This window comes from Bacteroidia bacterium, assembly GCA_033391075.1.
Classification (GTDB): domain Bacteria; phylum Bacteroidota; class Bacteroidia; order J057; family J057; genus JAWPMV01.
In genome coordinates this window covers 179,211-192,117 of the sequence record JAWPMV010000001.1, presented here as the reverse complement: position 1 = coordinate 192,117, position 12,907 = coordinate 179,211, and the positions used below count along the sequence as shown (strand labels likewise).

The following is a 12,907-nucleotide window of genomic DNA, read 5'->3' as shown; positions in this document are numbered from 1 at the left end:
CAATATAAGAACTCAGCGCAATTTTAACGGCTTTTCGTACTTAAATCCCCGCTAAGACCCTAAAATAGATAGAAGAAATCTGACTCCAATCATAGCGTCCAACTACCCTTTGGAGAAAAACTTCAACTTCGATTTGAGCAGGATTTTCCAGGAGAGTTGAGAGTTTCTGGAATAAGTCTTCTTTAGACTGGTACAAATAGGTGGGATGAAATTCCGCTGGTATATGCTCTGGGTAGGCTAATCTTTGAGGAAGGATAGGATAAAGTCCGCAATAAATGGCTTCGACGACTGAAACCCCAAAAAAATCATGTAAGGAAGTCACAGCTATAATATCTGATTGAAAAAGGAGTTTTGCGTAGGCTTCTCGGTTCTCAACAAATCCCCAGTGCACAATCTCTTCTTTCAATTCCTTTCTGGCTCTATCAAATATGGGCAATTGCCGCTTATAAGCTTCCCCCGCAACAATGAGTTTAAATTCCTGGCCTTCTTTTTTCAGGTGAAAAAGCGTTTCAAAAAAGCTATCTGGATCCTTGTCATATTCCCAACGGTGGTTCCATAAAATGACCGGCACTTTATTTTTCACTTTTTTTCCTGGACGAAAGGAATCAAAAAAACCAAGATTCAAACCGAGCTCCAGGACCTCACTCTTACGACGAATTTCCTCTATAGCTTCCAATTGCCGCTGATCCGGAAAAGCTTTTAAAAAAGAAGGCAGTGCTTCGAAAAAGGCCTCCAAATGGTAGCGAGAATTGAAAAACACCCGATCAGCTACCCGAGCACTGCTAAAATTGATGAAGGCATAGTGCCGATCCCGTTTGAGTGAAACATCCGCATCATCCGGCGACCAGGGATACACCAATTGATTTTCATGAAAATAAAGGGCAACAGGCGTATCTTTTACTTTCTTTCTCGCCAAAGCCACAAACAGCCCTACATCCAGCATATCAGTCGCAAGGATCAAATCCGCTTTGAAATCGCTTTCCAGGTATTGGACAGCCAGACTATGAGCGCCTCCATGCATTCGCCACTTCCAGTATTTCCCACTCAAAGAAAGAATCTTCACCTCATGTCCACTATGTTTGGCAACTCCCCTGGCCCAATTCGCATGTGAGCCGGTAAAAAAGGGTTCGAGGAGCAGTATTTTCATTTCAGAGAGATTTATGATTCGGATAAAGGTATCATTCAGCCTTGTTAAAAAAAATCAAAAAAATGTTATGCATGCATACCACTTTTTGGTATTTTTACCGTATAATAGTATGCATGCATACCTTTTTTAGTCCAAATCACAGCAATAAATAAAACGAATGGATACAGTTGCCAATAAGTCCGCCCTTAAAGGAGGTGAATTCCTCATCCGCTCCACCCAGGCACAAGATGTTTTCATCCCGGAAGAATTTTCAGAAGAACAAAAAATGATGGCTGAAGCATGTGCCGATTTCATCAAAACGGAAATTGATCCGCACGTAGAGCGTATGGATAGCATGGAGGAAGGCTTCATGGCTAGTCTGCTCACGAAGGCTGGAGAATTGGGTTTATTGGCAGTAACGATTCCAGAAGAGTATGGAGGTCTGGGTATGAGTTTCAATACCTCCATGCTTATGGCAGATATCGTGGGGATGAGCGGTTCTTTCTCGACGGCTTTTGGTGCTCATACCGGTATCGGTACTCTACCGATTCAGTACTATGGCAATGAAGAGCAAAAAGCCAAATACCTGCCTAAGTTGGGTTCTGGAGAATGGAAAGCCTGTTATTGCTTGACGGAGCCTGATTCTGGTTCTGATGCGAATTCAGGAAAAACCAAAGCTGTATTAAATGAAGAAGGTACCCACTACCTGATCAGTGGACAAAAGATGTGGATCTCCAATGCCGGTTTTGCAGACGTATTTATTGTATTTGCAAAAATCGAGGATGATCCTAACCTGACTGCATTCATTGTAGAAAAAGATTTTGGAGGAATTACCATGGGAGATGAGGAGAAGAAACTGGGAATCAAAGGTTCTTCTACTCGCCAGGTATTCTTTGACAATACACCGGTTCCGGTTGCTAACATGTTATCCGATCGTCAAAACGGATTTAAAATCGCTGTAAATATCCTCAATATTGGAAGAATCAAATTAGGAGTAGGAATTGTTGGGGGAGGAAAATTGACAGCTATGCAGGCTGCTTCTTATGCAGCTGAGCGCAAGCAGTTTGGTAAGCCCATCGCCACCTTTGGGGCTATCAAACACAAATTGGCGGAAATGGCAACCCGTATTTATGCAACAGAGGCTGCTTCTTACAGAGCTGGGCAAAATATCGAAGACAAGATCGATGAATTAGTTGCAGGCGGGATGGATAAAGAGAACGCCAGTTTAAAAGGACTTGAGCAATTTGCCATCGAATGTGCCATCCTCAAAGTACTCGGCTCTGAGCACCTCGCATATATCGTGGACGAAGGAATTCAGGTGTATGGAGGAATGGGATTCTCTGCCGATGCACCTATGGAAAGAGCCTATCGCGACGCCCGTATCGTGAGGATCTACGAAGGGACCAATGAGATCAATCGTATGTTGACAGTCGGTATGATCTTCAAACGTGCCCTGAAAGGAGAGCTTGACCTGATGAAGCCTGCTATGGCAGTTGCTCAGGAGTTGGCGAGTCCTCAGGCAGCACCTGAATTGGGAGAGGGAGTATTGGCGAAAGAAAGATATACTATTGATCAGCTCAAGAAGTCTATTTTGATGGTATTGGGGAAAGCCGCTCAGGATTTAGGTCCCAAACTCAATGATGAGCAGGAAATCCTGCTAAATCTAGCCGATATGATCATTGAGCTTTATGCTGTAGAATCTACCCTATTGAGAACAGAAAAACTCATTTCTCAAAAAGGAGAAGAAGCTTGCCAGGCTCAGATCAATATGACAAAATTGTACTTGTATAAAACTGCAGACAAACTCTTTACTGCAGGTAAAGAAGCATTGGCTTGTTTTGCGAAAGAAGCCGAGCAGCCAATGTTAATAAAAGGCCTTAGATATCTCACGAAAGCACCTTTAGTCAATACCGCTAAGTTGAGAAGCGAAATAGCGGATATCATGACGCAGTCTCATGATTATCCATTCTAAGGCATAAGCAACTATCTATAATATTGAATTTCTCTGTAATGAACCTCTCCTGAAAAGGAGGGGTTTTCTTTTTACTATTGAGGGAAATCTTTTGACACAAAAAATTTTGCGGAAATTTTTTAGGGTATGTAACCCTATAAGAGATATAGGGATACACATATTTACCCACAACACAACCTTGAAAACTTGGCCACCAAGCTTTCCTCATTCCCTGTTCATAATGTAGATGTACTTACAAATGCTAACGAAAGCAGACAGGGAATTGTGTTTCTACTACTTCCACCCAACTTTATCAGTAATCTTATTAATTAATGAGTCCGCCATGGCTTCTTGCTCCTTTATTTGAGGATGAGAAGAAATCGCCTGATGGGGAACAAATAGGGTATGAATCTTTGGATCTTCCAGGGCATCTACCACTGATTGTACATATTTGGGCCAGGGAGAACCTTCTTTAGTAATATCCATATTGCCCAGCATGCAAATAATATGTGCAGCGGGGTATTTGCCTCTGATATTTCTGATAAAATCCTGATAACGCGCAGTTACAAATTCAATACTGGGTTTTTTATCTCCAAAGCGAATTTTGTATTGCTCAAAATCTTCCAGAAGAATCAACCAGGAATCATTTTGTAAAAGATTGACAACAACTACATCCGGATTAGGGATGCTCCTGAAATCCCATCTACTACCAGGATCAGTAGGGTCGAGCCGATCCCATATCTCTGGCATAATTATAGGCATCCAGCTTACAGTTATCCCGATTCCACTTCTCACAATGGCATTATAGTTAGCCTGAAAATGGCGAGCAGTAATGGCCGCATAACTCTGGTAGAAATTGGTATAGGTACTGTCTGGAGAGTCCTTTCCGGAAGTATCTTCTACCGCATAGGCCGCTGTTATCGAATTTCCATAAAACTCCATCCTCCGCTTTTTTTGAAAAGGCATTTCGAATTCCGTATCGGTTTCCGGCTCAAATCCATAAAACCAGGTTTTGCCGTGCTCCCATTCAGTCCGCTTAAAGATTTCGAGTACGTGGGTTTCATCTTTCAAATCTTCAACCAGCACATAAGACTTCTTGAGGGTATCCGGCCGTAAGATATTTATCAGCTCCCCATCGAGTAAAACATTGAAATAATTATCGTATTTCTCATCTCTAAGGACCACAGACATCTTTTCTCCTTTAAATTGAATCTTGATAGACGAACCTGACCAGTAGAGGACTTTGGCTCCATCTTCTTCCCCAATTCTTCCCTGATACTGAATAAAATCAGCAGCTGGATGGACGAAAAAATCTGTTCCCTCCCCTGTCGGAACCTCTTTACATCCGATGGAAATGAGAAAGAATATGCTTATTAGTGTAACAAAATGCCGTTTCATGCGACTATTTTCATGAATTCTGCTCAATAATCCAATTCGTAGACCAAATCTCCTGATTCGCAGAATTCAAGCTTCCCGTTGCCAACCTCTCAGGCATCAATTTCATCTACTACTAACAATAAAACCCTAGATATATCTTTCACACAATACTCATATATGGAACTCGTTATCCAAAACTTGAGCAAGACCTATCCTAATGGAGTCAGGGCCTTGCAGAATGTATCTCTTACTATCCAACAAGGCATGTTTGGTTTGCTAGGCCCTAATGGAGCCGGAAAGTCAACCCTCATGCGCAGCATTGCAACTCTCCAGGAACCTGATGGAGGAAAAATTGTATTTGACGGAATAGATGTCCGAACACAAAAAGAAGAATTACGCAAAGTACTCGGTTATTTACCCCAGGAATTTGGAGTATATCCTAAAGTGTCCGCTGAAAAATTGCTGGACCACCTCGCAGTCCTTAAAGGCATTAGCAACACCTCTGAAAGAAAAGAACTGGTAGAAGCCCTGCTTCACAAAACAAATCTCTATGAAGCCCGCAAAAAGAATCTTGGAGGATATTCAGGAGGTATGAAGCAAAGATTTGGGATTGCTCAGGCTTTGTTGGCTAGTCCCAGGCTCATCATTGTGGATGAACCGACAGCTGGACTGGACCCGGCAGAAAGAAATCGCTTTCACAATCTCTTAAGTGAGTTAGGAGAAGAAGCCGTTGTAATCCTTTCTACCCACATTGTAGATGATGTCAAAAAACTCTGTACTGACATGGCCATCATCAACCAGGGGCAAATTCTTATGACGGGAAATCCGAGAGAAGCGATCTCTGAGGTAGAAGGAAAGATTTGGCAGAAAAAGATTGCGAAAGCGGAATTACCCAAATACAAAGATGCTTTCAATGTAATATCTGATCGCCTGGAAACAGGGGAAACCATTATCAATATTTTCGCTGACAGTGATCCCGAACAAGGCTTTAGTGCTGTTGAACCCGGTCTGGAAGATGTGTATTTCTCCTACATATTCGGAGGAATCAAAGAAAAAGTAGCTGTAGCAGGATAATTTACCCTTAAACACAGATCAAGATGTTATTAAAAGTACTCGGATTTGAATTAAGATACCGAATTACCCGACCAGCTACCTGGATCTATTTTGGCATCATGTTTTTGCTGGCTTTTGGAGCAGCCAGTACAGATTATGTTACCATTGGTAGTTCGTCTGGATTGATAAAACTAAATGCACCGACAAAGATCGCCTTAATGATGGCTGTATTGACAGCTTTACCTGGCTTTTTCTTTGCCTCGGCTGTGATGGGAAATCCCATTTTGAGGGATTTTCAACATAAAACCAGTGCCCTCATATTTACCACTCCAATCAGCAAAGGCGCATATTTGTTTGGAAGGTTTGCAGGTTCCTACCTCATCCTTCTGCTTATATTTTCCGGTATGTTGGTCGGATTCATGTTGGGTCCCGTAATGCCCTGGGTGGATGCAGATAAATACCTGCCCTACAATGTATGGCATTTCATCCAACCCTTCTTATTGTTCGTGATACCCAATGCCTTTATCGCAGGCTCTCTCTTTTTCATGGGAGGAGCCCTGTCCAAAAAGCTATTGTTTGTTTACGTACAAGGGATTGCCCTTTTTGTCTTATATATGGTGAGTGGTCAATTCCTATCGGAATTGGAAAGGCATCAATTCGTTGCCTGGTCCGATCCAATCGGTTTGAACTTATTGAACCTGGTTTCAAGATATTGGACCGTAACGGAGCAAAATTCTCAAACCTACGAATTGGCAGGACTTATCCTTCAAAACAGGGTACTCTGGACCCTGATCGGAATCGCAGCATTGGCAATCACCTATTTCAGGTTCAATTTTCACGCCCGACAAAAGAAAGTCAAAAAAGGAAAAGAAGTCAGCAAATCGCCTTTATCTACCACACATGTACCTACGGCTATTCCTAAAGTAGCTGTTTCAAGTGGATGGCAGACCAACCTTCAAAGGGTTCTTTCCCTCAGTAAGTTTTACTTCCTGGAGGTGATCAAGTCCATTCCTTTCCAGGTAATCGTAGGACTGGGATTATTCTCTCTCATCATGGACTCCACCGATATGGGAACCATGTACGGGACCAACTCTTATCCTACAACTTATCAGGTACTAGGTATCATTGGCAACTTCAACCTCTTTTTCATCATCCTTATCGTCTTCTATACCGGTGAGTTGATTTGGCGAGAACGAGATGTAAAGATCAATCAGATTCATGATGCCTTGCCGATGCCGGATTTTGTAGGGATGGTGAGCAAGTTTCTCGGTTTCATGGCCCTGCATGTAGTGATGTTGATGATACTTATGATTGCCGGGATTATCATTCAAGCCACGAAAGGCTATTTCAACTTCGAGATTGGTGTTTATTTAAAAACCCTTTTCTCTGATACCCTGATATTCCTGACACTCTTTACCCTACTGACCTTTTTCATACATGTCATTGTCAATCAGAAATTCCTCGGGCATGCGATTGTAGTCCTGGTATTCCTGATGACTAGTTTCATCTTACCCGAAATGGGGATTGAACATAACCTCTTCCTCTTTGGAAACTTTGGACTGGGTACTTACTCTGACATGAATGATTATGGCCATTACGTAACCCCCTTCTCCTGGTACAGCTTGTATTGGTTGGGCTTTGTATTTGTCCTGGCAGCCTTGTCGGTTGTTCTGGCAGTGCGAGGAACTGATACCCTTATGAAAACCCGCTTTCAACTTGCAGGTTTTAGGTTCTCTCGACCTATTTTGAGCTTTGGCCTGGCAGCCCTGATGATGTTTGGGCTTTCTGGCTGCTATATTTTCTACAATACCAATGTGGTCAATAAATATGAAAACTCGGATATAGGCGAAGAAAGGCAGGCCAATTATGAGAAAGAATTAAAACAATACCAGAATCTCGCTCAGCCCAAAAATGTCGAAACCTATATGGAAGTAGATATTTACCCGGAAAGAAGAGATTTTGATGCGGAAGGTTATTTCGTCCTGAAAAACAAGCATGCACATGCCATATCCGAAATCCACATCCAACACAATATAAATGTTGATGAATTGAGTCTGGCATATCTGAGTTTTGGAGAGAAAGCGGAAGAAGGACATGGACAGGCCAGTATAAAAGAAGAATTCCCTGACTTCGGTTACTACATCTATGAACTGACTACCCCTCTGGATAGTGGAGACAGCGTGGTCATGTACTTCAAAAATGAATTCCGTACCAATGGATTTGTAGAAAGTGGGTCCAATACCCAGGTCGTTTTCAATGGAACTTTCTTTAACAATACCTATTTCCCATCCATCGGCTACAATGCTAGTGGGGAATTGACAGACAAAGATGACCGGAAAGAATACGACTTACCGGAAGAGCGCGAAAGAGCCCTGCCCAGAACAGATTCTTTGGGTCAGATCACCAACTTCCTCGGAGATGATGCCGACCACATCAAATTTGAGATTAAGATGAGTACTTCCCCTGACCAAATTGCAATAGCCCCGGGTTATCTGCAAAAGGAATGGGAAGAAGAGGGCAGACGATATTTCCATTATAAAATGGATGTTCCGATGTTCAACTTCTACTCCATGATCTCTGCTCGTTATGAGGTAGTGAGAGAAGCCTGGGAAACGCCTCAGGGAAGGCCTGTCAATCTTGAGGTTTACTACCACAAAGGACATGAATACAACCTGGATCGCATGATGGGATCTATGAAGCATTCGATCAGCTACTATGAGGAGCATTTCAGCCCTTACCAGTTCCGTCAAATGCGCATCATGGAATTCCCACGCTATTCGACCTTCGCTCAATCCTTTGCCAATACAGTACCGTATTCAGAAGGCATAGGATTTATCCTAAAGCCTGATGAGGATGATGTGGACATGAACTATTATGTCACAGCTCATGAGATGGCACATCAGTGGTGGGGCCATCAGGTTATCCCGGCCAATGTGCAGGGAGCAGCTATGGTTTCTGAAACCATGTCTCAATATTCTGCCTTGATGGTGATGAAGGAAAAGTATCCGGAAGAGATGATGCAGAAATTTCTCAAACATGAACTGGATCGCTACCTCTCCGGAAGAAGATTTGAACAGAAAAAAGAGCGTCCGCTTGACCTGGTCGAATCACAAGGGTATATCCACTATCGCAAAGGTTCGCTGATTATGTATGCCCTCCAGGACTATATCGGCGAGGACAAGGTAAATGAAGCCCTCAAGCGCATGGTAGATACCTGGGCATGGAGAGAAGATCGCTATGCAACTACAGACACCCTGGTTCAATACCTGAGAGATGTAACTCCGGATAGCCTTCAATACATGATTACCGACTTCTTTGAGACCATCACTTTGTATGAGAACAGAGCCAAGACTGTCAACTATACAGAACTTGACAATGGCAAGTACCAGGTGAGCCTGGATCTCAGCGCGGTCAAATACCGCGCAGATAGTCTCGGAAATGAAACAGCTATTGATTTCGAAGACTGGATTGATATCGGCGTCTATACCGAAGGAGAATCTGGAAAGGATAGCCTGATCTATTTACAAAAACATCCGATCAAAGGAGATGTAGTGCTGGAAGTGGAAGTTGATGTGGAGCCGACCAAAGCTGGTATCGACCCCATCAACAAATTGATCGATCGGAACCCCAGCGACAATACTACTACTGCTACCAAAGGAGAAGCAGAAAGTACAGTCGCCATGAACTAGCAACGAGTTCCTAACATAATGACGTTTGTTATGAGGCTGGTAGCTTTGCTACCGGCCTTTCTATTTCTTGCCGATCTTCCCATTTTCGGAGAGCAAAATCGCTACAGGCCGAGTACTTTCAAATTGAGAGAAAACAAGGATCATTACAACTGTGATAGGTACACTCAGAATCATCCCGATCACTCCCCAAATCATTCCCCATAGCGTCAGTCCCAGTATCGTAACCAGAGGACTGATATTCATCGAGCTCCCCATCAGTCGAGGTTCTATATAATTTCCTACCAAAATCTGGATCGTACCTACAATTCCCAAAACCAAAATCGCCGGCAAGGCCTCTCCAAATTGCAAAAGGGCAAATATGGCCGGGAAACCCGTGGCGACTAGCGAACCTATAGTTGGAATATAATTTAGGAGGAAGATCAGAAAGGCCCAGAATGCCGGAGAATCAATACCTATAAGCATTAAGGCTATATAGGATAAAACTCCCGTCAGCAGACTAACCATGGTCTTCAGGCGAAAATATTGGGAAATCGAGGACTCAATTTCCCCCAAAACCTCATTGAAACGATCGTACTGATCCTCTTCTGTAAAGATTGCTCGGATTTTCTTTCCAAACTGGGCTTCTTCCAGTAAGATAAAGATCGCATAGAGCAGGATCATGAAAGTATTGCCAATCAAATCTGAAAGCGAGCTCAGGATCGAACCCAGGATTTCTCCAAAATCGATGTTCTGCGTTTGTCCCTTAAGACTTTCTAAAATATCCAGGCCGTATTTTTCATTTAGCAAGTCCAATACAGACTCCACATTGGCTTCATAGTCAGCATAGGATTGTGAAAGGGTCTTGATATTAACGGAAATGATGTTAAACATCACCATGATCACCACCACTACTGTCAGGGTTGCCAGGCTAGTTTCCAGCCAGGAGGGAAAGTACTTTTTCACAAAAGGAATCTTATGCAAATACTTCTTGATTCCCCGCATCATATACCAAAAAAGCAAACCCATGACAAAGGGAACCAGGAGGCTTTGCCCATAAATCAGGATGAGAACAATCCCGATAGCGCTGATGAGAAAATATGCAGTCTTTTGCAAGGATTCGAAATTTAAAGATTAGCCTCCCCCCTTTTCATTCATTTCAAAGCGAATATAAGGATTCCTTGATATTTCTAATTTCTTATCCCAATTAAATGAACGGCCCTCGCAGACCCAGTTTTAAATTCATAACTTGCAGACTATGAAAGCTCTTAGGACTATACTACTTATTTTTTTACTCGTCGTCGGTCTACTCTTATTAGGTGGATATTTCTTATTGCGTTCTACTTCTCCCAATTATGAAGGGAGCCTTCAACTTGAAGGACTGGATAAGAAAGTAGAAGTTTTTTACGACGATTATGGAATTCCTCACATTTATGCTGATACGGAAAAGGATGCGCAATTTGCCCTGGGATTTGTGCATGCACAGGACCGCCTTTTTCAGATGGAAATGATTCGCAGAGTGGGCAGAGGGGATTTAGCAGAAATACTAGGGCCTGATATGGCCAAGACGGATCGCTTCTTTCGGACCATCGGTACGCTTGAAAGTGCCAGGCGAGCCGCAAAGGTTTTCCATGCAAAAGCAGATGACGATCCCATGAAGATTGCGGCTCAAGCCTATCTGGATGGAATCAATGCCTTCATAGATCAGGATAATCTTCCCGTAGAGTACCAACTCATGGGTATACCTGTACGCCATTTCACCATTGAAGATACCTATGCGACTTTTGCCTATATGGCCTTTAGTTTCGCTCAGGCATTTCGAACAGACCCTCTGGTCATGCGGATCAAGGAAAAATACGGAGATGCTTACCTCGCAGACCTGGATGTTCACTGGAATCCCGCAGCTCAGGTTATTCCTCATTATAAAGCAGCCGAAATGGAGGAGGAAATGGCAGAGGCTTTTGGAATAAAGGAATTATTTGAAAGTATGCCTGTCGCTCCCTGGATCGGAAGTAATAGCTGGGTGATTGGCCCTTCAAAAACGAAAAACGGCAAGGTCCTGTTTTCCAATGATACCCATATCGCTTATGCACAACCTTCCGTTTGGTATGAGGCGCATATTGAGTTTCCCGGACTCAAATCCTATGGTTCCTATTTGGCAGGTGTTCCTTTTCCTGTGATTGGTCATAATGAACATCATGCCATTGGATTGACCATGTTCGAAAATGATGATATCGATTTTTATGTTGAGAAAATAAATCCAGAAAACGCTAATCAGGTCTATGTAAATGACCATTGGGAGGAAATGGAAAGTCGGGAGGAAAGGGTGAAAGTTCTGGATGAAGAAGATCTCGTTTTTACCGTTCAGACCACCCGCCATGGTCCCCTGGTAAACGATGCAATCGAAGATATTTCCAAAACGACAGAAGACCCGGTTTCTTTCTGGTGGGTGTATAATGAATTTATTCCCAACAATCTTGAACTGGCCTATGGAATGAGTCATAAAAAGACCTTAGAGGAAGTAAGGGCATGCATCGCAACAGGCGCGGCTCCCGGACTCAATGTTATGTACGGAGATGTAGATGGTAACATTGCCTGGTGGGCAATGGCGAAACTTCCCAAAAGACCCGAGCATACCAATTCAAAATTCTTCCTCGATGGAGCCAGTGGAGAAGATGAAATTGACGGCTACTATGAATTTGAAGACAATCCTCAATCCGAAAATCCGCCATCAGGCTTTGTTTACTCTGCCAATAATCAACCCACTACCCACAATGGCGTCATGCATCCGGGTTATTATATCCCTCAAGCCAGAGCAAAACGTATCGTGGATATCCTTTCCACCGATAAAAAATGGGATATGGAGGCAGCCCAGGAGATGATTACAGATGTAAAATCTCCCATTATGCCCAAGGTGGCTCAAGCGGTTCTTGCTCAACTTTCAGAAGACAAAACTGATCTTGAAGCTCAGGCTGTTACTGTTTTAGGGGAATGGGATGGCGATAATCAACTCGATGATATTGCTCCCACCATTTATACAAAATTACTCTTCCACATCGCAGAGAAAACCTTTGCAGACGAATTGGGGGAAGAGGATTTCAATACCTTTTTGCTGACCCATATGATAAAACGTACACTTCCCTTCCTGGTTCAGAATGAAACAAGTGTCTGGTGGGATAAAAAGGATACAGAAGCGGTTGAAAGTAGACAAGATATTTTTCAAGAAGCCTTTAGCCAGACGATCCAGGAATTGGAAACTCAATTAGGAGGAGATATCAATGAGTGGAAATGGGGCAAGGTAAATAGCATAGAACATCCACATCCACTGGCACAGGTAGAGGCTTTGAGAGGGACCTTTAATGTAGGCCCAATGCCAATCAAAGGAGCAACTGAGGTAATCAATAATCAGATGTCTATTCCTAATGCCGAAGGAATCTATGAGGTAAAGGCAGGACCAGCTTTAAGAAGGATCATCGATTTTGGAGATATGGAGCATTCGGTAAGCGTGCTACCCAGTGGACAATCCGGAAACTTCATGAGTCCTCACTATGGAGATCAGGCAGAGATGTTTGCCAAAGGTGAGTTCCGACTTCAGATGACCAATAAAGATGAGATTAAAAAGATTGGGAAGAAACTGGTGTTGAAACCCTAGGAGAGCTCCAACACGCTTGTCATTGCGAACGAAGTGAAGCAATCTCCTTCAATCAAATTACCATTTATAGTTAAGGGGATTGC

General features: G+C 43.0%; 7 protein-coding genes. 4 read left to right on the top strand and 3 right to left on the bottom strand.

Features of this window, described 5'->3' with window-relative positions; translation table 11 throughout:
- Positions 1-40: 40 nt before the first annotated feature.
- A complete protein-coding gene (locus R8P61_00765) occupies positions 41-1,147 on the bottom strand; it encodes a DUF3524 domain-containing protein (GenBank protein ID MDW3645576.1) in 1,107 nt (368 codons plus the stop codon).
- Positions 1,148-1,304: 157 nt separating this feature from the next.
- On the opposite strand from R8P61_00765, the gene R8P61_00760 reads away from it, so the two are divergent.
- Complete coding sequence (locus R8P61_00760; protein ID MDW3645575.1) at positions 1,305-3,098, top strand: acyl-CoA dehydrogenase family protein; 1,794 nt, start codon at positions 1,305-1,307, stop codon at positions 3,096-3,098.
- A gap of 273 nt (positions 3,099-3,371) precedes the next feature.
- On the opposite strand, the gene R8P61_00755 is transcribed toward R8P61_00760, so the two are convergent.
- Positions 3,372-4,475: a GDSL-type esterase/lipase family protein gene (locus tag R8P61_00755; GenBank protein ID MDW3645574.1), complete on the bottom strand. Its 1,104-nt coding sequence runs from the start codon at positions 4,473-4,475 to the stop codon at positions 3,372-3,374.
- A gap of 156 nt (positions 4,476-4,631) precedes the next feature.
- Here R8P61_00755 and R8P61_00750 point away from each other — a divergent pair, with 156 nt between their 5' ends.
- Together R8P61_00750 and R8P61_00745 are read left to right on the top strand one after the other, a co-directional pair.
- Positions 4,632-5,528 carry an ABC transporter ATP-binding protein gene (locus R8P61_00750; GenBank protein ID MDW3645573.1) on the top strand — a complete coding sequence of 299 codons (897 nt, stop codon included), beginning with the start codon at positions 4,632-4,634 and terminating at the stop codon, positions 5,526-5,528.
- A gap of 23 nt (positions 5,529-5,551) precedes the next feature.
- Positions 5,552-9,196: a M1 family aminopeptidase gene (locus R8P61_00745; GenBank protein MDW3645572.1), complete on the top strand. Its 3,645-nt coding sequence runs from the start codon at positions 5,552-5,554 to the stop codon at positions 9,194-9,196.
- A 60-nt stretch (positions 9,197-9,256) separates the two neighbouring features.
- Here R8P61_00745 and R8P61_00740 read toward each other — a convergent pair whose 3' ends face one another.
- Positions 9,257-10,288 carry an AI-2E family transporter gene (locus tag R8P61_00740; GenBank protein ID MDW3645571.1) on the bottom strand — a complete coding sequence of 344 codons (1,032 nt, stop codon included), beginning with the start codon at positions 10,286-10,288 and terminating at the stop codon, positions 9,257-9,259.
- Positions 10,289-10,430: 142 nt separating this feature from the next.
- On the opposite strand from R8P61_00740, the gene R8P61_00735 reads away from it, so the two are divergent.
- On the top strand, positions 10,431-12,824 hold the full coding sequence (locus R8P61_00735) for a penicillin acylase family protein (GenBank protein ID MDW3645570.1): 2,394 nt from the start codon (positions 10,431-10,433) through the stop codon (positions 12,822-12,824).
- The last annotated feature ends 83 nt before the right edge of the window (positions 12,825-12,907 follow it).

Bases quoted from the DNA above. Each gene is read 5' to 3' on its own strand.
- R8P61_00745 (MDW3645572.1), top strand. From the start codon at position 5,552: ATGTTATTAAAAGTACTCGGATTTGAATTAAGATACCGAATTACCCGA.
- R8P61_00750 (MDW3645573.1), top strand. From the start codon at position 4,632: ATGGAACTCGTTATCCAAAACTTGAGCAAGACCTATCCTAATGGAGTC.
- R8P61_00765 (MDW3645576.1), bottom strand. From the start codon at position 1,147: ATGAAAATACTGCTCCTCGAACCCTTTTTTACCGGCTCACATGCGAAT.
- R8P61_00735 (MDW3645570.1), top strand. From the start codon at position 10,431: ATGAAAGCTCTTAGGACTATACTACTTATTTTTTTACTCGTCGTCGGT.
- R8P61_00755 (MDW3645574.1), bottom strand. From the start codon at position 4,475: ATGAAACGGCATTTTGTTACACTAATAAGCATATTCTTTCTCATTTCC.
- R8P61_00760 (MDW3645575.1), top strand. From the start codon at position 1,305: ATGGATACAGTTGCCAATAAGTCCGCCCTTAAAGGAGGTGAATTCCTC.